Consider the following 23193-nt stretch of genomic DNA (forward strand, 5'->3'; position numbering starts at 1 on the left):
AGCGTCGGATGGCGGAAGAGGTATCCGCAGAACTGCTTCATCCTCTGATGTTCGCTGACGCCCAAATATGTTCAGGATTTATCGCTTTTATTCAGGAAATTAGATTAGCACTAATGGCTAGGGTCAGGACCCATTGATGTGAGCGTCGCAATCTGATTCAGACTCCGCGAGGAGACTGGGATGAGCGACCTGTTTTGGCTGACGGATGAGCAGATGGAGCGGCTGCGGCCGTTCTTTCCGAAAAGCTACGGCAAGCCGCGCGTCGATGATCGACGGGTGCTGAGCGGCATCGTCTTCGTCAACCGCAACGGGCTGCGCTGGCGCGACGCGCCCAGCGCCTACGGTCCGCACAAGACGCTCTACAACCGGTGGAGGCGCTGGGGCGAAGCAGGTGTTTTCACGCGGATCATGGAAGGTTTGGCAGCGGTGAATGCCGAGCCCAAGACGGTCATGATCGACGCGACCCCGGCCTTCGCCGGGGCAGGCACTACCTGAAGGCGCACCGCACGGCCTCAAGCCTGCGGGTTAGAAAGGGGATCTTGGCCGCCTGATTGGCCACACCAAGGGCGGCATGAACACAAAGCTGCATGCCATTGCCGACGGGAACGGTCGCCCGTTAAGCTTCTTCATGACCGCCAGCCAGGTCAGTGACTACACAGGTGCAGCCGCGTTGCTCGACGATCTGCCGAAAGCGCAGTGGCTGCTCGGCGATCGCGGCTATGACGCCGACTGGTTCAGGGATGCTCCGAACGCCAAGGGCATTGAACCCTGCATCCCAGGTCGCAGGTCGCGCAACGAGCCGGTCAGATACGACAAACGCCGCTATCGATGCCGCAGCCGCATCGAGATCATGTTCGGCCGTCTGAAGGACTGGCGCCGTGTCGCCACCCGCTACGATCGGTGCCCAAACGCCTTCTTCTCCGCCGTCGCCCTCGCTGCCACCATCATCTTCTGGCTGTGATCAACGTGTCCTGACCCTAACCAAATTATTACCCCTTAAACTAATTTGCATAATAGATGCGCATATTTGACATCAGTCAAAGATAATCGCTTTATCTCAAGAAAAAGTTCTTTCAACCTGCGAGATAATAATAATAGATTTACGTTAACGACCGTAAGTGACATTTGGCGATGCTACTCCTTCAATTGGAGGCAGTCATGGTCGATCGTCGTCATAAGCTCACGCGTAACGGCCTCCCATCCCTTCCACGGCTTGGAAGGGCCGGATCGCGCCATGGATACTGCCGAACCAGCGGCCAACGCATGTCCGTGATACGACCCATCGGCATATGTCATGAGATTAGAATGCCAATCGGCTCGGCATTGGCAAAACGTCTTGAGTTTCGTTGAAGTGGAGCCGTTGTCATGGCGGTCGCTTGTCACGACTCGCTGGCCAGTTCTATGGCCAGTGCTGCTGGGCGTTTCGGGATGCGCACCGGCGAGCATTCTTGCCCCCGATGGTCCGGTGGCGGCGGCCAATCGCCAAATCCTGCTGAATGCGCTTGTCATCATGCTGGCGATCGTGGTGCCCACGATCGTTGCAACCCTGGCATTTGCATGGTGGTTCCGGGCGGGCAATCACCGGGCACGATACCGCCCCGATTTCGTCTATTCGGGGCGGATCGAGATGATTGTCTGGTCGATCCCAATCTTGGTTATCCTCTTCCTTGGCGGGGTCATCTGGGTCGGCAGCCATGACCTTGATCCTTATCGCCCAGTGGAGGCTGCGCCCGGAACGACTGGGGCGCCGCTGGAGGTGCAGGTTGTTTCGCTCGATTGGAAATGGCTGTTCATCTATCCAGGGCAGGGGATCGCGACGGTCAATCAGCTGATGCTGCCGATTGGTGCGCCGGTGCGCTTCCGGCTGACCTCGGCCAGCGTGATGAACAGCTTCTTCGTGCCGCGGCTGGGGTCGATGATCTACACCATGAACGGCATGGAGACGCGGCTGCACCTGCGCTCGGACCGGCCGGGCCAGGTCTACGGACAGTCCGCCATGTATAGCGGCGATGGCTTTTCCGACATGAACTTCACCGTCCGGTCGCTGCCGCCGGACGCGTTCGCGCGCTGGGCGCAAACCGCGCGCACGGCCGGGCCGGTGCTGGACGCGCGCGCTTATGCCGCACTGGCCCGACAAAGCCAGGACGTGCGTCCCTTCAGCTTTCGCGCGACCGCGCCGGGGTTGTTCGAGGCGATCGTCGCTCAGCGGCTAAAGCCCGCTCTGGGGCCAAAGGAAGGTCGTGGCGGCGACCCACATGTTTCGCCAGGAACGCCGGAGATCTGACGATGTTAGGAAAACTCGACTGGTCGGCGATTCCGATCGAACAGCCGATCCCGCTGATTGCGGCGGGACTGGTGATGGTGGCACTGTTGGCCGTGTTCGTCTGGATCACCAGACGCGGCTATTGGCCCTATCTCTGGCACGAATGGATCACCAGCGTCGACCACAAGCGGGTGGGCATCATGTACACCATGTTGGCGCTGGCGATGCTGATCCGCGGTTTCATCGATGCGATCATGATGCGCAGCCAGCAATCGATGGCGACCGGCGGCGCGCAAGGATATCTGCCGCCCGAACATTATGATCAGATCTTTTCCGCGCATGGCACGATCATGATCTTCTTCGGCGCGATGCCCTTCGTCATTGGATTGATGAATTTCGTCGTGCCGCTGCAATTGGGGGTGCGCGACGTCGCCTTTCCCACGCTCAATTCTGTTAGCTTCTGGTTGACCGCATCGGGGGCGCTGCTGGTGAATGTCAGCCTGGTCCTGGGGGAGTTCGCGCGTACCGGCTGGCTGCCTTATGCGCCCTTGTCGGAGACGACCTATTCGCCCGGCGTCGGGGTTGATTATTATCTGTGGGCGATCCAGATTTCCGGCGTCGGCACGCTGATGTCGGGCGTCAATCTGGTCACGACCATCCTGAAGATGCGCGCGCCGGGTATGTCCTATCTGCGGATGCCCATGTTCTGCTGGACCGCGCTCGGCTCCAACATGCTGATCGTCGCCGCCTTTCCCATCCTGACCGCGACGCTCGCGATGCTGACGCTCGACCGGTATATGGGGTTTCACTTCTTCACCAACGATGCCGGCGGCAACATGATGATGTTCGTGAACCTCATCTGGGCCTGGGGGCATCCGGAAGTCTATATCCTGATCCTGCCCGCCTTCGGCATCTTTTCGGAGGTGTTCTCCACCTTTTCGAGCAAGCCGCTGTTCGGCTATCGATCGATGGTCGCGGCGACGCTGTTCATCGTCGTGGTCTCGTTCCTCGTCTGGCTGCACCATTTCTTCACCATGGGGGCGGGAGCGGACGTGAACGCGGCGTTCGGCATCGCGACGTCGGTCATCGCGGTGGGCACGGGCGTGAAGATCTACAATTGGCTGTTCACCATGTATGGCGGGCGCATCCGCTTTCCGACGCCGATGCTGTGGTCGCTGGCGTTCATGGTCACCTTCGTCATCGGCGGGATGACCGGCGTGCTGCTCGCGGTGCCCCCGGCCGACTTCATGCTGCACAATTCCATGTTCCTGGTCGCGCATTTCCATAACGTGATCGTCGGCGGCGTCGTGTTCGGGGCGTTTGCGGGCTACGCCTTCTGGTTTCCCAAGGCGTTCGGCTTCCAGCTCGACGAGCGTTGGGGAAAGATCGCCTTCTGGCCGTCCCTGATCGGGTTCGTGCTCACCTTCGGCGCGCTCTATGTCGTCGGGCTGGAGGGCATGACACGGCGCCTTCAGCATGTGGAGGTGGACGAATGGGTGCCATGGCTGCACGTCGCGCTGGCGGGCGTGGGCTTCATGATGCTTGGCGTTGCGGGCCAGGTGGTGCAACTTGTCGTCAGCATCCGCGATCGGGAACGTCTGCGCGACGTGACCGGGGATCCATGGGACGGACGCAGCCTGGAATGGTCGACCGCGTCCCCACCGCCGCATTTCAATTTCGCCACGATCCCCGACGTGCGCGGCGAGGAGGTCTATTGGGGCATCAAGCAACGCGCCATCGAGACGCAGCGACTGGGCCCCGAGCCCCGATATGCGCCGATCGAAATGCCGCGCAACAGCGCGACGGGGTTCGTCACCGCCTTCTTCGCCACGGTGATCGGCTTTGCGCTGATCTGGCATATCTGGTGGATGGCCGCACTGGGTTTTGCCGGAGCCTATGCCACCTTCGTCGCGTTCGCCTGGCGGCGCGAGGAGGAATATGAGGTACCCGCCGACGAGGTCGCGAGGGCCGATCGCGCACGGCGCGCGGCACGCCAGGCATGGCTGGCGGCGCGCGCGGAGACGGCGGCATGACCGTCGCCACCCACGCGCAGCCCGATCCCTATGCGCTGGGGCGGGGGCATAACGGGCATGGCCATGGCAGCGATGCCACCGGACATGGCGAAGGCGGCCCGGCCTCCAAGCGGATCATCGTCGGCTATGGCTTCTGGATCTATCTGCTGTCCGACATCGTCATGTTCTCGGCTTTTTTCGCCGCTTATGCGGTGTTGGCGGGGGAGACGGCGGGCGGCCCCACCGGCGCGGAGATTTTCGGACGGGGCCGCGTCGCGATCGAGACCGTCTGTCTGTTGCTGTCCAGCTATAGCTGCGGCCTGGCGAGCCTTGCCGCCGGCCGGGAGGATATGCGCGGTACGACCCTGTGGCTGATCGTGACCGGCGTGCTGGGGCTCGCTTTTCTGGGCATCGAGCTCGATGAATTCGCCACCCTGATCCGAGAGGGCGCGGGGCCGCAGCGCAGCGCCTTTCTTTCCGCCTTTTTCGCCTTGGTCGGGCTGCATGGGCTGCACGTCGCGGTGGGGCTGCTCTGGCTGGCCACGATGATCGCGCAGGTCGTCCTTCGTGGCTTTCCCGCCAATGTCCATCGGCGGCTGCTTTGCTTCAACCTGTTCTGGCACGCGCTCGACATCGTCTGGGTCGGCGTCTTCTCGATCGTCTATCTGCTGGGGAATCTGGGATGAGCGAGCGCAATCATCACGATCTTGGCGATGCGGCACCCGGTGACGAAGGGATCGATGCCCAGGAGCCCGCGCACGGGGCTCGGGGCTATACGCTGGGGTTGTTTCTGGCGGCGCTGCTGACCGGCGCGTCCTTCTGGATCGCGTCGACCGATCTGATCTGGGGACCGGCCGTGCCCGCCGGAATCATCGTGTTGGCGCTGGCGCAGATGGGCGTGCACCTGGTCTTCTTCCTCCACATCACAACCGGGCCGGACAATACGAACAATGTGCTGGCACTGGCCTTTGGCGTGTTGATCGTGCTGCTGGTCGTGGGCGGGTCGGTATGGGTGATGACCCATCTCAACCACAATATGGCGATGAGTCCCGACGCCATGATGCAGCATATGCGCTGACCCGCCTCGTGCGACCGAAGCGTTCCGTCTGAGTGGTTTAGGGTCGAACCATGGGTCGAAAGAGCAACCCGGGCGCGGGCCAGCCGTTCTCAATGGATGAGCGAAACCGCCCGCCGCCCCGCCATCCACGATCGCTGGCCCGCCCCGCATTGGCCGGAGCGACTATGGATCGTGCGCCACGGCGAAAGCGCGGGAAATGTCGCACGGGCGCAGGCGCTGTCGGCCGGAGCGGGACGGATCCGCCTCGACCGGCGCGACATGGACATTCCCCTGTCGCCACGGGGCATCGAGCAGGCCCGGGCGCTGGGGCATTGGTTCGCGCGGCCCGGCATGGCCCGCCCGGAAACGATCCTGGCGTCGCCCTATGTCCGAGCCCGCGAAACCGCCACGCTCTTCCGGGAGGCGGCGGGAGGCGGCATCGACCTGCCGATCTGCTTCGACGAGCGGCTGCGGGAGAAGGAGTTCGGCATTCTGGACGGGCTGACCGCCGCCGGGATCGCCCAGGAGGAACCGCAACAGGCGCGCCTGCGCGCGGAACTGGGCAAATTCTATCACCGCCCGCCGGGGGGAGAGAGCTGGTGCGATGTCATCCTGCGGCTCCGTTCGCTGATGGACACGGTGGCGCTTCATCATGGTGGGCGCCGGGTGATGATCATCGCGCATCAGGTCGTCGTCCTGTGCCTGCGCTACATCCTGGAAGGTCTGAGCGAGGAGGAGATTTTGGCCATCGATCGCGAGGCTCCGGTCGTCAACTGCGGCGTGACCGAATATGTCTTTGACCCGAATGCCGGACCGGGCGGCGGCCTGCGCCTGTCGTCCTTCAACGCCACCGCGCCACTGACCGACGAGCGGGCCACGGTCACCGCCGAGCCGCGTTCGCAGGACGAGCATTCGTGATGGAGATCGATGCGCGCTGGCGGGCCGAGCATCCGCTATCCCTGCCCGAGGGGGAGGTCGACAAGAAGAGCCGAGGGCGTGTGCTGGTGATCGGCGGCTCCGTTCGCGCGCCGGGCGTCGTGCGGCTGACGGCGGAAGCGGCGCTGCGTGTCGGAGCGGGGCGGGTCCGCGTGGCCACACGCGCGAGCGCGGCGATGCTCGTCGCTATGCTGACACCCGAGCTGGGCGTAGTCGAAATGCCCGAGATCGATGGCGAGATCGCCGTCCAGAATCCGGCGGCGCTGGCCGCGCAGGCCGCCTCGCATGGGGCGGTGGTGATCGGGCCGGGCATGGTCGCGGAGCGGGCGGCCGCTGATGTGATCGCGGCGCTCGATCCGGCCGAGGCGCCGGACACCAACCTGGTGCTCGACGCTGCCGCCGCCACCTGTCTGCGCCATGATCCGGCTCAGCTGCATGCCTGGCGGGACAGGCTGATCCTCACGCCGCATCATGGCGAAATGGCCAGGCTGCTCGACAGAAGCGCCGATGCGGTCCGTGACGACCAGCCGGGCGCAGCGCGCGAGGCGGCACGCCGCACCCAGGCGGTGGTCGTCCTGAAGGGAGGCAAGACCTTCATCGCTGCGCCCTCCGGTAAGCTTCTTCACTATCCCGGCGGCGGCCCCGGATTGGCGACCGGCGGGTCGGGCGATGTGCTGTCGGGCGTGATCGCCGGGCTGCTGGCGCGCGGCGTCTCGCCGATCGAGGCCGCGGCATGGGGCGTTTGGCTCCACGGCGAGGCCGGGCGGCGGCTGGCGGCTTCCACCGGGCCGATCGGTTTCCTCGCCGGGGAGTTGCTCGCGGCCCTGCCGGGATTGCTGCCCCGCTGACGGGTAAGCGGAGGGCTATTGCCGACGGGGATCGAGGATGTGATCCAGCCGGGCTGGCGCGCCGCCGATGCGTTCCAGATGGGGGTAGCGCATCGCGTCGGGCACGCCGATTGCCATGGGGCGTATGGCGTCCGCGCGTTGCACCAGAAGCTCGAGTTCGCCGCCCGCTGCCCTGCTGACCACATGCCGTAATCGACCGGCGGAGAATTCGCGTCCATCGACGGCGACGATGGTTGCCCCCGCCGTCAGTCCGGCGGCAAAGGCCGGTCCGTCCCACAGGACGTCGCCGACCCGACCTTCGATGCTGATCGTGACGCCCAGAATATGGGTCAGATCGATCTGACCGGCGGCGGATTCCTGCGCCTCTTGATAGCAGTTCGGCCGGTCGCGATAGACGAGCCGATAGCCGCCCCGTTCCAGGCCAGCGAGCGGGGCATGAGCCCGGCGACTGCCCAGGGCATCCTTGAAGAAATCGGCCCAGGCGAAGGGCGCGACGGCCTCCAGCGTGTCGAGCACGTCCTGGAAGACATAGGGCCGCGTCGACCAGTCGCCGTCGCTTCCCCCGAAGAACGCCCGCGCGAAATCGTCGAGCGAGCGGGCCTCGCCGGTCAGTTCGCGCAATCGCGTGTCGACGTCGAGCCAGACCAGGGCCCCTTCCGCATAATAATCCTCGCTTCTCTGCCAGCTGGGCCAGGGCAGGGGGCTGCGGGCCGCGATGATCGGGTCCCGCGTGGTGTCGAGCAGCGGACGCCAAAGGCTGCCCGGCCGCACGTCATAGCGCGCCGCCGTCAGCGCCAGCGCACCGAGCGTCTCTTCCGCGCTCCACAGGCCCGATCGGGCGCAGAGGATGTTCGTCCAATATTGGGTCTGGCCCTCATACACCCAGAGCAGATCGTTACGGATCGGCTGGTCGAAAGACGGGCTGCACGAATCCGCGCCGCGCCGGTGCTTGCCGTTCCAGCTATGAATGAATTCATGCGGTACCGTGCTGCGCCGGACCAGTTTTGCCGTCCAGTCGGTGAAATAGCCGGGGTCGCTGACTGCCTCGAAAGAACGGTGATGCTCGATGCCGACGGTTGACAGGCTGTTGCTGAGGCCAAGCAGCATCTCGAACCGATCATAGGGCTTCGACCCGAACAGCAGACGGGCCTGGGACACGACCGCCCGGTGCCCGGCAATCTGGGCGTCGGTCGCGTCCAGCAGGTCGGGCTCGTCGGCCGCGACGTTCAGCGTGACGTCCTCGCCCAATGGGATGCGCCGCATGTAGCGGCCCGCCAGCACGGGACTGTCGACCAACGTGTCGAGCGCGACCGGCTCGAACGCGACCGTGCTGTCATGGCACGTCTTCTCGGTCAGGGCGCAGGCGTGGCGCCACCCTTCGGGCATGGCCAGATGCGCCTCGATCGCAATCTGCCGCGCGGCATGGCCCGCCGGATACAGCACGACCGAATGCCAGGGCAGGCAGAACAGGTCCGGCGAACAGATGACCCGCCCTTGCGACGGATCGGTGGGCGACAGGAAGGCAAACTCCGCCTCGATCGCATCGACGCCGCGCGGCACGTCGATCAGAAAGGCGTGCACCGCCACCGGATGCCGCCGCCACGCCAATTCCGCATCGCCCGCCTTTATCCGCAGGCCCGCGAACAATTCGATCGGCGCGATGGGGGCATGAAAGCCCGGCAGCCATTTCGGATAAAGGAGGACCAGATGGCCCGACCGCGTTACCGGGATGCGTTGGCGGACATTGAATATGCCGCGCCCGACATCGGTGGCATCGACATGAAGGACGAGCGTCCCGGCATAGGGGCGGTCCAGCGGCGTCTCGATCGCAAAGACCTCGCCAGATGGATCGCCCGGTTCGGTGCTCGGGCGGCGCATCTCCACCTTGCTCATGACATCGCCGAAATGGCTTCAGCGCAATAAATGCGCGCGACGATGTGACCATTGTTATCGAGGACGTCTACCCGGCCACATGGGTCGAGCGATTTGTTTCGTCTTTTACGAAAGCACGCATAGAGGCGCCGATTTGCGTCACCCATCGCTTGCCATACGTCTTGCGCCTTGGACTGGCGCACCCGTATCGAGCGGTTAAACCTGTCCCGAAATATAAGAGAAAAGTGTTTCATGGCGCATAAACAAATAGATTTCCCATGGGTTTCCAAATTTAAAATAGGTCTAGCAAGTAATGCCTGAGAAATTTTAATTGTGAAATAAGATTGTCACGGAATTTTGAAGGCAATGTAGCGATACTTTTGAGCAAAGGCTGCGTATGCCTCAACACTTAGGGGTGATGCAGGGGTTTTGTTCTGCGGTATATTTGTAGTCTTGTATTTCGTATGTTTGGCTAGATCCAAAGATTGAATATATCTGTGCAGGCGGAGCGTTTTAGGACGAATTCGATTGCCTCTGCCACCTCGCCATCATGCAGCACGCTCTCGTCAGCGACGGCGTTGCGTTTATCTTGTTCGCCACATTCCTGGATGCCAGCCTTTGTCGCTGAATAGACGCTCTCCCCCTCGCTCTTGATGATCGTACCGATCGAGCCGACGAAGAGCAGATGGCCATCATGTCGATTCGTTGCATCGCCTCGCGCGCACAGGCGAGATAGCCGATCAGGTCGGTTTCGACGACGTAACGCCAGTCCTTATACCCCATCTCTCCCGCCTGTCGTCGTAGCACTCCCCATAGTCCACCATGGGTTTGACGAACCTCAGCCTGCAAGTCCGCGAATGTGAAGATACCAACAATGCGAACGTTTGGCTCCAGCAGATCCTGTCTGAGCAAGAGAAGCGAGGGCCTTACGCCTTGTTTGGGCAAAAGCTTCGTACGTGTTGCCAAGATCGGACCTTTTAGCATCGGGCGCTTCGCTTTTCGAAACGATAGGCCTCCATTGCTATGCCGCGGCATCGCCGCCGGTCTGTCGGACATCCGACATTGGCGGGATCGAACTGTCTGACCTACGTTATCAAGCGGTTATAAATGCTGCCGGCTCAGGCTTTCATAGGCATGATAGCTTCGACCAATTGTACGGTCCGCACAGGCTTTTGGAAGGAAGGAACCGCCGCGAAGCGACGGGGAATGACGCTGCCATCATATCCTGTCGCGAAAACGAAGGGGATGCGGCGTTCGAGCAGGTGATCGGCGAACAGAAAGACTAGGTCGTTACCTAGTTTGATGTCGAGAACAGCAAAATCGATGGTGTTCAGGGCGATGGCTGCGGTCGCTTTGCTGAGCGATGGCGCCGGCCCGACTATCACGGCGCCTGCACGCCGAAACGCCCGTGCGAGATCATCCGCTATGAAGTATTCGTCTTCCACGATCAGGACGCGCCAACCCGCTAGCGTCTGGGTTGAGACGATCGACGCAACAGGCGAAGGATGAGAATCCGCGAGGCTATCAAGAGGGGCGTCGTTCAACTGGTGCGCTCCAATCAGGAACGGCCGTCAGCAGCCGTTCCGTTATAGGGGGTCGGGATGCCAATGGGATTGGGTTATCGACTTGCCGTCGGCGTTACGGGTGCCTGACCCACGCGTCTGTCCGATGGGTTACAGATGCGACCGGCGCGATACTTCCTCAAGATACTGAATGCGCCCATCCGGTTTATAGGGTCGGTGGGGGCTGTACGAAACCGACATAGGTAATTTCGCATGCTGCGAAACAACCCGAATGACGGCGAATGACATTTGTTTCTTCACGTAACGACGAGAATCTGCTCGTCGCGGCTCTGCCTGCCTCCGAGCGTGAGGGGCTGCTCGCTGTGTGCGAAGCGGTCGATCTGCCATTCAGGATGCATTTGCAGAAGGCGGAGGAGCCACTCAGCCATATCTGGTTTTTTCGAAGCGGAGTCGGTTCGACCGTTTCCACTATGATCGACGGAGCGACGGTTGAGTTGGGCACGACGGGACGCGAGGGATTTATCGGTATTCCGGCCCTGATGGGCGTGGCCGAAGTGCCGCAAAATGTCTTTGTCCAGATTCCGGGGCATGGCCTTCGCCTTTCGGTCGCGAAGTTCACAGATCTGCTCGACCGATTGCCGAGTCTTCGCGCGCTGCTGCTGCGCTATACGCTCGCCTTTATGACGCAGATTTCGCAAGGGGCGGCCTGCAATCGGCTTCACGCGATCGAAGCACGTTGTGCACGGTGGTTGCTCATGACGCATGACAGGGTGGATGGGGACCATTTCCCACTGACGCAGGAATTCTTGGGACATATGCTGGGCGTGACCCGGCCCAGCGTTTCGATCGCCGCCGGGATGCTGCAAAAGGCGGGCTATATCCGGTATGTGCGTGGCACGATCGAAGTGATCGATCGACAGGGACTCGAGTCGGCAACCTGCGAGTGCTACGGTGTGATCAATCGTGAATTCGGTCGGGCATTAGGCTAGATTATCGATTTGCGGCATATGAATATAAGCGCATTTTACGGCTGAGGTTCAAAAAAGCGTAATTAATCAAATGGGTTGTTGTGATGTCGTGTGCGACGCCTAGGCATATCTGCAGGGGGTCGAGGAGACGTTACGATGGCCGATGGTTCGCATGGCGGCACGCTACATCCCGATTCAAGCTTTCATGACGGCCTGCATCCACGAAGCGATGACAGGCCGCACGCTGGCGGAGCGAGCCTCGACCCCGATGATGCCGAGCGCGACGTTAGCATCGCCAACTATACGATCAACTTCGGCCCGCAGCATCCGGCAGCGCACGGCGTTCTACGCCTGGTGCTGGAACTTGATGGGGAGATTATCGAGCGGATCGATCCGCATATCGGCTTCCTTCACCGGGGGACCGAAAAATTCATCGAGACCAAGCCCTATATCCAGACCATCCCTTATTTCGACCGGCTCGATTACTGCTCGCCGATGTGCATGGAGCATACCTATGTCCTGGCGATCGAGAAGCTGCTCGACCTGGAGGTGCCGCTGCGCGGGCAGTATCTGCGCGTCTTCTTTGCCGAATTGACTCGGATACAGAATCACCTGCTCAATCTGGGTAGCCACGTCATGGACGTTGGCGCGATGACGCCGAACCTGTGGATGTTCGAGCTGCGGGAGGATACCTATAATTTCTATGAACGTGCGTCGGGCGCGCGGATGCACGCCAATTATTTTCGACCCGGCGGCGTGCGGCAGGATGTGCCGCTCAAGCTGCTGACCGACATTGCCGATTGGCTGGACAACCGCTTCGCGAGGTTGTTCGAAGATTCCGTTGCGCTTGTGGTCAACAGCCGCATTTTCAAACAGCGTAATGTGGATATTGCCGTCGTATCGCGGGAGGACGCGGTCGCCTGGGGCATGTCGGGTCCGGTCCTGCGCGCTTGTGGCATTCCGTGGGATCTACGCAGGTCTCAGCCCTATGACGTCTATGATCGGATGGACTTCGACATCCCGGTCGGGACCAATGGCGATTGCTACGACCGCTTCATGATTCGCGTCGAGGAGTGTCGCCAATCCGCACGCATTATGAAACAATGCCTGGCGGAGATGCCGGAGGGGCCAGTTGCGACCTCGGACGTCAAGGTCAAACCACCCTCGCGCGCCGAAATGAAGCGGTCAATGGAAGCGCTGATCCACCATTTCAAACTGTTCACCGAAGGGTTCCACGTTCCGGCTGGCGAAGTCTATGTCGCGACGGAAAGCCCCAAGGGCGAGTTCGGCGTCTATCTGGTCGCCGATGGCAGCAACCGGGCCTATCGCTGCAAGATTCGTCCTACCGCCTTCAGCCACTTGCAGGCCATGGACTTCATGTCGCGCGGTCATATGCTGGCGGACGTCACCGCTATTCTCGGCTCGCTGGATATCGTGTTCGGCGAGGTCGACCGTTAGCAGCGGCTTGAAGTCGGGCGCTTTGGTTCCATTCTCTACGCCGCCTCTCTGATCGGGCTCGCTGCCTAATCCGCCCACTTATCGACCATGACGAAGGCCGCCGCCGCTATATCGAGTTTGGCCGGATCGGGCAGGGGCGTGCCGTCCTCGGCCAGGCCGAAGATACTGACGCCGCCGCCTTCTTCATGGGCTACGACCAGCCGATCCTCGAGCGGTAACAGGAAGCGCGGCGAACAACCGCCGCTCGCCATATGTCCAAGCAGGTGCGGCGTGCCCTCGCCATCCAGCGCGAAGGTTGCGATGCTGTCATGTCCCCGGTTGGTGACATAGAGCCTGTCGCCCGCCACGACAATCGCTCCGCCCAGATTATCCGCGTCTGCCTCAGGCGGGGCCGTCGGGATGGTGATGTCCGCGACGAAGCAGCCCTTTTCGGGGCGGAGGACCGTCAGGGTCGCGGCAAGTTCGCTGATGAGATAGCCGGTCTTCAGTGTCGGGTGGAACGCCAGGTGTCTAGGCCCGGAGCCCGTTGGCGCTGCGTAAAGCACGCGGGCATCGTCTTTGTCCGGCACATCGCGAACCAGAATGTGATCGGCACCCAGGTCGACGCAAAGCAGCGCACCGGCAGTGGTGAAGCCGACCCAATGCGCGTGCGGCCCCCTTTGTCGATCGAGGTTTGGGCCGCGCCCCTGATTGCAGAGAATGGTGCGCGCTTTTGGAAGGCCGTGCCTGTCGAGGTCGAACAGCGTGATCGTGCCGCTTTCGTAATTGGCGACTGCCAGCCGCGTCTCGTCGGGCGACAGTGCCACGTGACAGGGTGCCCGCCCGCCGGTCTCCATTTGCCCGATTTGCGCCCAGTCGCCAGACGGGTTGAAGACCCCCAGCGTTCCTGCCTGCTCGTCCACGAGGTAGCAATGCCCCCATCGCGACGAGGTCACTCCGAACGAGGCGTTGCGGATCGCCCTGTGCGGTTCGCCGATCGTCCATACGCCGCCGGCTTCCACGACAGGAATCAATCCTGCGCCACCCTTTGCGGCATAGGTTCCGATGACGAGGCAGGTCATGAGCAGAGCGACCGTGGGTGGAGTTTCATGATGCTATGAGGCATCAAGACCTGCCGCAGGAAACGGCCGCCAATCCGGAGGGGCAATAGGCGCTGAACGCTGACAAAGTGATCCGAGCAGCTTTTCGCGTCATAATCGGCTCCAGCCATGACCTCACCCATGCATTAAAACGGACCTCGCCCAGAAGGTCAGTGCAGGACATTTTCGAGCGAGAGCAGAAGTTGCCGGGAAACGAACGGCTTGGCGCAGTTGACGACACCGGGATAGCGGCTCTTCACGACGTCGTCTTCGTAACCGCTGGCGAATATGAACGGTATTTGCCGCGCATGCAGAAGGTCGGCCACGGGAAACGCGAATTGCCCGCCGAGATTGACGTCCAGGATCACGGCGTCGATCCGCTCCTCTTGTCGGATGTGGGATAATGCGGAGCGCACGGAGGCCTCTGGGCCAATGACGATGGCGCCGGCATCTTCCAGTTCGAGCTGAAGGTCCTGAGCCAGCATATATTCGTCCTCAACGATCAGAATCCGGCGATTGGTGAGAGGCATCAGGCGACTCCAACTGGCTCCGGTTCGAGACCGGAAGAGCAATGAAACAGTGAATCCCATCTGCTGCCATAACGTAGGTCGTCTGCGCTTGTAATTGATAAGGAAGCGCTTTTTCGATCAATATCCGGCCTCGGCCAGTTCCCGTCGGCCTCAGGCCATAAGGGGATGGTCACGTCACTTTCCCGCCAATCGACATGCAGCCAAGGTTGCCCGTTCGTGCGCTCTTCGGGCCACCACCAGACGGCAAGCTGCGCGTCCGGGAAGGGTCATTCCCTCAGGTTTGAATAGAATTGCCAAAGGCCGCCGTAACGGTGGCCCGTCGCCCGCGCGTAGCGATGGAATCGGCGATCTTGGGGATAGTCGTTCCGGAACACGCTACGGCGCGGCTGCTCCCTACCGGCGATCGGACGGGATCATGCAATCCATCCTGGCCATCGATCAGCAAGTCCAGCGCACGGTCCATCAGCGTAGGGTCGGATCGGCAGTCCGCAGATCTGCCTTTCTGTTCCCACGGAATGAGCAAGGCGCCGGGGGGTGTCGGCGGCCGGACGTCATCCTGGGCTGGTAGGGAGACCTCATTCTGGGCGATACAGGCAGGCCCGGCGATGAGGTGGAGGCTCGCGACCTTTTTGTTCAGACAGATATGCGCAAGCCCAATCGCGTCGGCCATATTTTCGGCGTCGAGGTGGGCTAAGGCCCATGGCCGGACACCATCCAGCATCGTGGCCATATCGGGCTGAGGCTCCCCGTCGTGCGTTTCGCATGAGGTCACATAATGAGCGATGCCTCGTTTTTGGCACTGTTCCGACCACGCCTGGGCCAGCGCGTCGTCCCGGCTCCAGATCAGCAGAACCGGGTCTGAGTGCGCTTCGCGCAATGGCGGTGTTTTCACTGGATAGGGCATAGGAGGATAGATGAGCCGATCCTGACGCCGCCACCAGCCCGGGGCATGAGCGACCGGATGGCGTTCGGCGGCGGTTGGCAGCCCCTTCCATAAAAACGCAAGGGCGGTCGGACGGGGCGCACCATCGGATATGTCGAATACCCCCGCTTCATAGGTACCGGGACGGGTCAGCAGAGTATCCCATCCCTGCGAACCCAGCAGCGACCACGCTGTGACCGCCCTGATGTCGACGCCTTGCTGGCGAAGCGTCACGCATCCGTCCCACGCCTCCGCTGCCCAGCGCAGCTGCTCCTCCCGGGTGCAGCCATTGTGCACTTCCGTTACCGCGATGGGCGTGCCGTAACGGTCCCAGGCTTCGCGAAGGGCTCCGGCCAGTCCGGGGGGCGGGGGATCGAGCACGCGTATCGCCTCGACATCGGCATAGGCGCGGCGCGCATTGCCGCCATGGGTGTGCGGCGGATAGCGTTGCAACCGATGGTCGAGAAAACGGTCGCTGGTCAGATAATGGTTCACCCCGACGATGTCGGGTGGGCAGGGATCATCGGCGATGCGCCGCAGCCGGTCGGAAAACCCGAAGCTCCCGATCCGTGCCCATAGCGGGTGATGGGGCGTGACACGCCCGAACAACAGGTCCCATCCGGCCCAGCGGCGTAAGTTATCGAACGCCGCCTGGTCGCTCAGGACGAGGGTCGCATAGGTGCGCCCCAAGTCATCGGTCTGGATCAATCGCGCCGCCGGATTGATCCGACGGATGGCCCGCATCGCGGCTCTTGTGCCGTCGATCTGATTGAGCAGCGCCAGCCAGAAGGCGCCTTCGTCCCGTGCATGGGGATACCAATGGCCATAGAGCGCAGAGAACCGCGCCGTGGTCAGCGGTTCGTTGACGGGGGTCCAGTCCCCGATCCAGGGATAACGCTCGGCGACCTGTCGCGCATAGTCGCCCAGCCCGGCGGCGAACCCATCGTCGAGCAGATGGGTATGGGGCGGCCCGCTGCCATGATGGACCAGTCCGGCAATGGGCCGAATGCCCAGCTTGCGCAGTCGCCCCAGCCGTTCGTCGCTCCATGACCAATCGGGCGTCCGTCCGTCCGCCATCACGCGTTCCCACAAGACGGGGTAGCGGATCGCGCGCAGACCCAGCCCGGCGAATAGGTCGAGATCGGTAATACGGTCCTGATGGCCGCTCAGGCGGACCTGATCGCGATAGCCTGTGGCAGTGCGATTGACGGTGCATTCCACGCCACCCCAAAGTTCCAGGCTGTCCATCCCAGTCTCCCTTCGGCCCAACGGATCGGCGTTGGCGGCGTTCCGGGAAACTGACTGATTTGCATTTATATACAGTAGGTTAGCTGGAACATGGCGGAGCGGCGGGATGTTTCTGTTTTGTAACAGAGACCTATAAGGAGCTTCCGTGACCGCCCAGCTGTCGAGCGCCGCCCATGGCTCCAATAGCCTTTACCACCATCGTCCGCGATCGACGCTGATCTGCTTTAGTCATCTTCGCTGGGCTTTCGTGTTTCAACGGCCACAGCATCTGATGACCCGCTTTGCCGCGACGCAGGATGTGTTGTTCTGGGAGGAGCCCGAATATCGGCCTGGCCCATCCGAACTGTACCGGCGGACATGCCCGGAAAGCGGCGTGGTGGTGCTGACCCCGCAGCTGGACGAGGCCTTGCGAGGTCGGGAGGACGAGGTGCTGGCGGCTTTGCTCGACACCGAGCTGGAAGGTGTGACCGGCCCGGTTATTCGCTGGTATTACACGCCGATGATGCTGCCCTTTTCGGACCATGTCCCGGCGGCGTGCATCGTCTATGACTGCATGGACGAACTGTCCGCCTTCAAGGGCGCGCCGCCCGAGTTGCTGGAGCGGGAGCAGCGGCTGATCGAGCGGGCCGATCTGGTCTTCACCGGCGGGACCAGCCTGTACGAGGCGAAGCGCAGCCGCCATTCCGACGTCCATGCCTTTCCCTCCAGCATCGATGTCGCGCATTTCGGCCGGGCGCGCTCGGGGGGCGAGGGACCGGCCGACCAGGCATCACTGCCGCATCCCCGGCTCGGTTTCGCCGGGGTCGTCGACGAGCGGATGGACCTGGCGCTGCTGGCGGCGCTGGCCGACGCCCATCCCGAATGGTCGCTGGTCATCATCGGCCCCGTCGTGAAGATTGACGAAGCCGATCTGCCGCGCCGGGCCAATATCTATTATCTCGGCGGGCGGCCTTATTCGGCGCTGCCGGACTATATGGCGGGTTGGGATGTCGCGCTGATGCCGTTCGCGATCAACGAGGCGACGCGGTTCATCAGCCCGACCAAGACACCCGAATATCTGGCGGCGGGCTGTCCGGTCGTCTCGACGCCGATCACCGATGTCGTGCGCCACTATGGATCCCTGGCGGGGGTGACCATTGCCGACACGCCCGCCGCCTTCATCGCCGCGTGCGAAGCGGCGATGATCTTGCGCGCCGCCGGAAACGACTGGCGCGACGCGGCGGATGCGCAGCTTTCGCGCGGTTCGTGGAGCAGCACGGCGCTGGAGATGACCGCGCTGATCGAGGCGGAGATCGCGGGCCGCGACCGGCACGAGCCCGTCGTGTCGCCCGTCACCTGGCCGCCCCTGCAGGACCGCTATGACGTGATGGTCGTCGGCGCGGGGTTCGCAGGAGCGGTGATGGCGGAGCGGCTGGCGTCCGATGCAGGCAAGCGGGTGCTGGTCGTCGATCGGCGGCCGCATATCGCGGGCAACGCCTATGACCATCACGACGCGGCGGGCATCCTGGTGCACCGCTATGGCCCGCATATCTTCCACACCAATTCGGACGACATTTTCGAGTATCTGTCGCGCTTCACCGATTGGCGGCCCTATGAGCATCGCGTGCTCGCCGATGTCGACGGCACGCTGATGCCGATGCCGATCAACCGCACGACGCTCAACTTGCTCTACGGCCTCGAGCTGAAGAGTGACGCTGAGGTCGAGGCGTTTCTGGCGTCCCGCGCCGAGCCGGTCGATCCGATCCGCACATCGGCGGATGTGGTGATATCGAAGGTCGGGCGCGAACTCTACGAGACCTTTTTCCAAGGCTATACCCGCAAGCAATGGGGCATGGACCCTTCCGAACTCGACAAGTCGGTCACCGCACGCGTGCCGACCCGGACCTGCACTGACGACCGCTATTTCGGCGACCGTCATCAGGCGATGCCCGCGCAAGGCTTTACCCGCATGTTCGAGGCGATGCTGAGCCATCCCAATATCGATCTGCTGCTGGGGGTCGACTATGCCGATGTTCGTGATGCCTATCCCCACGACCATCTGGTCTTCACGGGGCCGATCGACGAATATTTCGGCTATCGTTACGGCCGCTTGCCCTATCGCTCGCTTCGCTTCGAGCATCGGACGCTGAACGAGGAACGGCATCAGCCCGTCGCCGTCGTCAACTATCCCGACGAGGCCGTCCCCTATACGCGGATTACCGAATACAAGCATCTGACCGGCCAGATCGCGCCGCAGACCAGCGTGACTTATGAATATCCCAGTGCGACGGGCGACCCCTATTACCCGATCCCGCGCGACGAGAACCAGACGCTGTACAAACGCTATGAGGCGCTGGCCTTGGCTGAACCGCATGTGAGTTTCGTCGGGCGGCTGGCAACGTATCGCTACTATAACATGGACCAGGTCGTCGGGCAGGCGCTGGCGACCTATCGCCGGTTGAAGCCAATGCTTCAGGGAGCGGCGATGACGGGGTTGGCCGCCCTGGCGGGAGGACGAAGCGCCGCATGACCCACAGAGAAGGGGGCGGCGTGACCAAGCCGATCGTCCTGCTGGCGGCCCAGCTCGATTTTGCCGTCGATTATGTCGCGAGCGTGCTGAAGAAACGAGATATTCAGGTGATCGGCCCCTTGAATGACATGTCGCATGCGATCCGGGTCCTGTTGACGGAGGACCTCCGAGGCGCGGTCATCATGGGAGCCTTTCGAGCGGAGGATCGCGAGCGGCTGGCCGAAATTCTGGCGCGCCAAGCACTGCCCTGTCTGATGGTCAGGAGCGACGTGCAGGCCGAACAGGACAAGGACAGCGCTGCGCTGTTCCCACCATTTGCCGCCTTTCAGGTGGCGGACTGGATTTCTACACTGGCGTGATCCGTCAAGCCGAGGCCGATTGACGGTGCGAATGTCCCAACGAGTTTGACGGACGGGGAAGCCTAAACGGTCTGCCTAGAGTAGAGCAACGGCTTTCCCAATATTGCTGAGGGGAGCTGGCTTTTGCAGTCGGACGACCTCAGCAAGGTGGGCCGGGACCGCATCTGGTCGTATCCCGTCAAGAAGATGAACGGTACGCCGCGTTCCTTAGGGTGCGTCTGCATTTGCAGGATTCCCATGAGGCGTGAGTTCTGATTCAAGATCGTTGAATGAGGGGCCTTCGGCCCGGTCTTCAAATCCTCGACCGTCACCCGCTTACGCCACTTCGCGACTGTCTTCGGGTTGATCCCGAGTTCACGGCGCAGCGTCGCGAGTGAAGCTTGGCGTGCTGTATTGCTGTTCGGACGGCGTGCGTGGTCGTGGCGCACCCATGACGTACCTGTCCCATGCGGCTTCCTTCCATTCCAACGAAAGGATCGCACCATCAAACCGTGGGATCAAACACCTAATTGCATTGTGATTCGATCGTCGAGATCACCGTTGCAAGGACGCTTACCAATTTTTCCGGCGCGATTGTCTTTTCGTATTGCGTAATGTGCTTGAAGTGCACCGGAACAACCGAATTGTCATACCCAGTTGCGAACATCAACGGCACCCCGCGAGTGGTCAAAATGTCGGCAGCGGAGAAGATCATCTCGCCTGCTGAGGACCGCCCATGCTTAGACGCCCGGTGCCTGCGACACTGATCTCGCCTGCCGCCTTGTTCGGGGTCGCGATGTTCGCGGCGGTCATCGGGGGGATAACCATCTATGCTGAGACCCGCGCAAAGACGTGGACCTATGCCGAGGCGATCACTGATCGAGAAGTCGATAGCGGACGTGCTGCCATCATGCAGCGCGGCTGCGGCGGCTGTCATGACATTCCCGGAACCACGGGTGCGTCCGGCAGGGTCGGGCCACCTTTGTCCAAGATCGCCATCCGTGCGCATATTGCGGGCACCTGGCCCAATGATCCTGGCACGATGGCGCGCTGGCTAATGCATCCCCAAAGGATGCGCCCCGGCACCGGTATGCCCGAGCAAGGGCCGAGCGAGGCGGAAGCGCGCGCGATCGCGGCCTATCTCTATACGCTGGATTGACCGCCAACCGTCGAAAGCCGGTTCGCGCCGGTCATGCGGTCGAACGATCCTCCATTCCCGGCTCCAGGATCGCGTCGCCGTCGCTGGTTACCGTCACAGGGATCGACTTGGCGGCGGGGGTCTTGCTGCCCACCGCATAATGCCAGACCGGCATCAGGACGTTGCATTCGGGATAATAGCCGCCGATGCATCCGACCGGAATGTCATAGGCGACGACGATCATCCCCGAGAGATGCCGGTCGACGCCGTCATCGGCCACGGTGCGCAGCGTCACCGCCTGCCCGACCTTCAGACCCCGGCGTTCGATGTCGGAGCGGTTCATCAGCACGACGTTGCGGATGCCGTCGATCCCCCGGAAGCGATCGTTATAGCCATAGACGGTGGTGTTGAACTGGTCGTTGCTGCGCAAGGTCATCAGCCGCAGCACCTCATGCCCGACGTCCGGCATGTCGAGGTCTTCGTCGAGTGCCTCCGGCGTGACGAAATTGGCGCGGCCGGTATCGGTTTGCCATTCGCGCCGTTTGGCGGGCAGGTCGCGCTGGAAGCCGCCGGGCTCCCACATGCGCGTTTCATAGTCGTGGAAATTGTCAGGCAGGGTGTGGGCGATCTCCCGCCGGATTGCGGCATAGTCGGTCATATAATCGTCCCACCGCACCTTGGGGTTGGGCTCGAACACCTGTTTGGCGAGTTCGCACAGCAGCCGTATCTCGCTGATGAGATGCGGCGAAGCGGGCGTGCGAAGTCCGCGATTGCCATGGACGCAGCCGGAGGTGTCCTCCATCGACAAGGCCTGTTGCCCGGCCGCCGTCTCGTCGATCTCCAGCCGCCCGATGACGGGCAGGATATAGCTGATCTCACCGGGGAGCAGCGCGGTACGGTTGAGCTTGGTCAGGACGTTGACAGTCAGCCGCATCCGCCGCCAGGCAAGCTCCATCCGGCCCTGGTCCGGGATGGCGCGGGCGAAGTTGCCGCCCAGCATGAAGAACGCCTTCACCTGGCCTTCGAGGATCGCCTCGCAGGCCTCGACCGTGTTGTACCCCGCCTCGCGCGGCGGCTTGAAGCCGAATTGCTCGCCCAGCCGGTCGAGCGGGAACAGCTCGGGCTTTTCGGTGACGCCGACCGTCCGTTGGCCCTGGACATTGCTGTGGCCGCGCACCGGACAGATGCCCGCGCCGGGCCGCCCGATATTGCCGCGCATCAGGAGCAGGTTGACCAGCATCTGCACCGTCTCGACCCCCGCGCGATGCTGAGTCAGGCCCATGCCGTAAATGCCGATGGTCGACGGCGCACGGGCATAGATGAGCGCGGTCGCTTCGAGATCGGCACGATGCAGCCCCGAACGCCGCTCCAGCTCGTCCCAGTCCTGCGCCTGTAACCAGTTGGCGAAGCGTTCGAACCCGTGCGTGTGCGCATCGATGAAGGCGAGGTCCAGGATCGGTGGCTCACCGGCTGCCAGGGCGTCGTCGTGCAGCGTCAGCACCGCCTTGCAGATGCCCGCGATCGCCGCCAGATCGCCGCCATTCTTGACCTGATGATAGTCCGAGCTGATCCGCGTATCCTTGCCCGTCAGCATCTCGGTCGGGGATTGCGGGTTCAGGAACCGCTCCAGTCCCCGCTCGCGAAGCGGGTTGAAGGTGATGATCGGCACCCCGCGCTGGCTGGCTTCCTGAAGCGGGTGCAACATGCGCGGCGAATTGCTCCCCGGATTCTGGCCGAAGAACATCAGGCAGTCGGTTTTCGCAAAATCCCCCAGATCGACCGTGCCGACGCCCTGGCCGATGCTGGCGGGCAGGGCGACCGAGGTCGTTTCATGGCACATGTTCGAACTGTCGGGCAGGTTGTTGTTGCCATAGAGCCGGGCGAACAACTGATAGAGATAGCTGCCTTCGTTCGACAAACGGCCGGAGCTGTAGAAGACGGTGCCGTGCTGCCTGTCTTCCACCGCGCGAAGTTCGTGGGCGATCTCCGCGATGGCGTGGCCCCACGACACCGGCGTATATTTGTCGGTCGCGGGATCATAGCGCAGCGGATGGGTGAGGCGGCCGGGCTGTTCCAGATGATAATCGTCCCACGTCAGCAACTCGCTGACCGTGTGTTCGGCGAAAAAGGCGGGTGTGCAGCGATGCGCGGTCAGTTCCCAGGCGACCGCCTTCACGCCGTTTTCACAGAATTCGAAGGGGAGCGGCGTGGCGGGCTTTACCCAGGCGCAGCTGTTGCACTGATAGCCATCGACCTTGTTATGCCGCGACAGCGCGACGCTGGCGCTACCCAGCACGCCCTCCCGGCGCAGGATATTGCCGACCGAGCGCGCGGAGCCCCATCCACCGGAGGGGAGGCGATACGGCTTGTACGTGGCTTTCATCGGGCATCTCCGGCCGGGGTGGCGGGCGTTTCCTGGCGAAACATTCGCCGGGTCCTGTCGTTAACCCTGTGGCGGCGGCGGCTATCCCGAATTTGATCTAAGATACGGA

At 62.5% G+C, this 23193-nt stretch carries 17 protein-coding genes and 2 pseudogenes; 12 read left to right on the forward strand and 7 right to left on the reverse strand.

Features of this window, described 5'->3' with window-relative positions; translation table 11 throughout:
• Nucleotides 1–180 precede the first annotated feature (180 nt).
• The 7 genes and pseudogenes from ACQR50_RS06180 to ACQR50_RS06210 all read left to right on the forward strand — a co-directional run bounded on the left by ACQR50_RS06180 (nucleotide 181) and on the right by ACQR50_RS06210 (nucleotide 7116).
• Nucleotides 181–961, forward strand: a pseudogene (locus ACQR50_RS06180) (IS5 family transposase).
• 504 nt (nucleotides 962–1465) lie between these two features.
• Nucleotides 1466–2284, forward strand: coding sequence for a ubiquinol oxidase subunit II (gene cyoA / locus ACQR50_RS06185; RefSeq protein ID WP_428970217.1), 819 nt, complete (start codon nucleotides 1466–1468; stop codon nucleotides 2282–2284).
• A 2-nt stretch (nucleotides 2285–2286) separates the two neighbouring features.
• Nucleotides 2287–4296, forward strand: a complete 2010-nt coding sequence (gene cyoB, locus ACQR50_RS06190; RefSeq protein WP_428970218.1) for a cytochrome o ubiquinol oxidase subunit I — start codon at nucleotides 2287–2289, stop codon at nucleotides 4294–4296.
• Nucleotides 4293–4961, forward strand: a complete 669-nt coding sequence (gene cyoC, locus ACQR50_RS06195; protein ID WP_428970219.1) for a cytochrome o ubiquinol oxidase subunit III — start codon at nucleotides 4293–4295, stop codon at nucleotides 4959–4961. Before cyoB ends, cyoC begins: the two co-directional genes overlap by 4 nt.
• Nucleotides 4958–5353 carry a cytochrome o ubiquinol oxidase subunit IV gene (gene cyoD, locus ACQR50_RS06200; RefSeq protein WP_428970220.1) on the forward strand — a complete coding sequence of 132 codons (396 nt, stop codon included), beginning with the start codon at nucleotides 4958–4960 and terminating at the stop codon, nucleotides 5351–5353. Before cyoC ends, cyoD begins: the two co-directional genes overlap by 4 nt.
• Before the next feature lie 96 nt (nucleotides 5354–5449).
• Nucleotides 5450–6250, forward strand: coding sequence for a histidine phosphatase family protein (locus ACQR50_RS06205; protein ID WP_428970221.1), 801 nt, complete (start codon nucleotides 5450–5452; stop codon nucleotides 6248–6250).
• Nucleotides 6250–7116: an NAD(P)H-hydrate dehydratase gene (locus ACQR50_RS06210; protein WP_428970654.1), complete on the forward strand. Its 867-nt coding sequence runs from the start codon at nucleotides 6250–6252 to the stop codon at nucleotides 7114–7116. Before ACQR50_RS06205 ends, ACQR50_RS06210 begins: the two co-directional genes overlap by 1 nt.
• 15 nt (nucleotides 7117–7131) lie before the next feature.
• Here ACQR50_RS06210 and ACQR50_RS06215 read toward each other — a convergent pair whose 3' ends face one another.
• Nucleotides 7132–9009: a M61 family metallopeptidase gene (locus tag ACQR50_RS06215; RefSeq protein ID WP_428970222.1), complete on the reverse strand. Its 1878-nt coding sequence runs from the start codon at nucleotides 9007–9009 to the stop codon at nucleotides 7132–7134.
• A 1097-nt stretch (nucleotides 9010–10106) separates the two neighbouring features.
• Complete coding sequence (locus tag ACQR50_RS06220) at nucleotides 10107–10532, reverse strand: response regulator (protein ID WP_428970223.1); 426 nt, start codon at nucleotides 10530–10532, stop codon at nucleotides 10107–10109.
• Nucleotides 10533–10792: 260 nt separating this feature from the next.
• Here ACQR50_RS06220 and ACQR50_RS06225 point away from each other — a divergent pair, with 260 nt between their 5' ends.
• The gene (locus tag ACQR50_RS06225; RefSeq protein WP_428970224.1) at nucleotides 10793–11500 is read left to right on the forward strand and encodes a Crp/Fnr family transcriptional regulator; all 708 of its coding nucleotides are present in this window, start codon (nucleotides 10793–10795) and stop codon (nucleotides 11498–11500) included.
• Between the two features lie 135 nt (nucleotides 11501–11635).
• The gene (locus ACQR50_RS06230) at nucleotides 11636–12937 is read left to right on the forward strand and encodes an NADH-quinone oxidoreductase subunit D (RefSeq protein ID WP_428970225.1); all 1302 of its coding nucleotides are present in this window, start codon (nucleotides 11636–11638) and stop codon (nucleotides 12935–12937) included.
• 65 nt (nucleotides 12938–13002) lie between these two features.
• On the opposite strand, the gene ACQR50_RS06235 is transcribed toward ACQR50_RS06230, so the two are convergent.
• The 3 genes from ACQR50_RS06235 to ACQR50_RS06245 form a co-directional block, all read right to left on the reverse strand.
• Nucleotides 13003–13998 (reverse strand): lactonase family protein, encoded by a 996-nt coding sequence (locus ACQR50_RS06235; protein WP_428970226.1) that lies wholly within the window; start codon nucleotides 13996–13998, stop codon nucleotides 13003–13005.
• Between the two features lie 188 nt (nucleotides 13999–14186).
• Nucleotides 14187–14546 (reverse strand): response regulator, encoded by a 360-nt coding sequence (locus tag ACQR50_RS06240; RefSeq protein WP_428970227.1) that lies wholly within the window; start codon nucleotides 14544–14546, stop codon nucleotides 14187–14189.
• A 274-nt stretch (nucleotides 14547–14820) separates the two neighbouring features.
• Complete coding sequence (locus tag ACQR50_RS06245; protein ID WP_428970228.1) at nucleotides 14821–16716, reverse strand: dTDP-4-dehydrorhamnose reductase; 1896 nt, start codon at nucleotides 16714–16716, stop codon at nucleotides 14821–14823.
• Nucleotides 16717–16987: 271 nt separating this feature from the next.
• Here ACQR50_RS06245 and glf point away from each other — a divergent pair, with 271 nt between their 5' ends.
• Complete coding sequence (glf, locus tag ACQR50_RS06250; protein ID WP_428970229.1) at nucleotides 16988–19225, forward strand: UDP-galactopyranose mutase; 2238 nt, start codon at nucleotides 16988–16990, stop codon at nucleotides 19223–19225.
• Nucleotides 19226–19245: 20 nt separating this feature from the next.
• Complete coding sequence (locus ACQR50_RS06255; protein ID WP_428970230.1) at nucleotides 19246–19584, forward strand: hypothetical protein; 339 nt, start codon at nucleotides 19246–19248, stop codon at nucleotides 19582–19584.
• A gap of 254 nt (nucleotides 19585–19838) precedes the next feature.
• Here the strand turns inward: ACQR50_RS06255 and ACQR50_RS06260 are convergent.
• A pseudogene (locus ACQR50_RS06260) lies at nucleotides 19839–20032 on the reverse strand (IS481 family transposase); the annotation flags it as partial.
• A 267-nt stretch (nucleotides 20033–20299) separates the two neighbouring features.
• Here ACQR50_RS06260 and ACQR50_RS06265 point away from each other — a divergent pair.
• On the forward strand, nucleotides 20300–20722 hold the full coding sequence (locus tag ACQR50_RS06265) for a c-type cytochrome (protein WP_428970231.1): 423 nt from the start codon (nucleotides 20300–20302) through the stop codon (nucleotides 20720–20722).
• Nucleotides 20723–20753: 31 nt separating this feature from the next.
• On the opposite strand, the gene ACQR50_RS06270 is transcribed toward ACQR50_RS06265, so the two are convergent.
• The gene (locus ACQR50_RS06270) at nucleotides 20754–23084 is read right to left on the reverse strand and encodes an FdhF/YdeP family oxidoreductase (RefSeq protein ID WP_428970232.1); all 2331 of its coding nucleotides are present in this window, start codon (nucleotides 23082–23084) and stop codon (nucleotides 20754–20756) included.
• Between the last annotated feature and the right edge of the window lie 109 nt (nucleotides 23085–23193).

It is taken from the genome of Sphingomonas sp. Xoc002, assembly GCF_050408055.1.
Taxonomy (GTDB): Bacteria; Pseudomonadota; Alphaproteobacteria; order Sphingomonadales; family Sphingomonadaceae; genus Sphingomonas; species Sphingomonas yabuuchiae.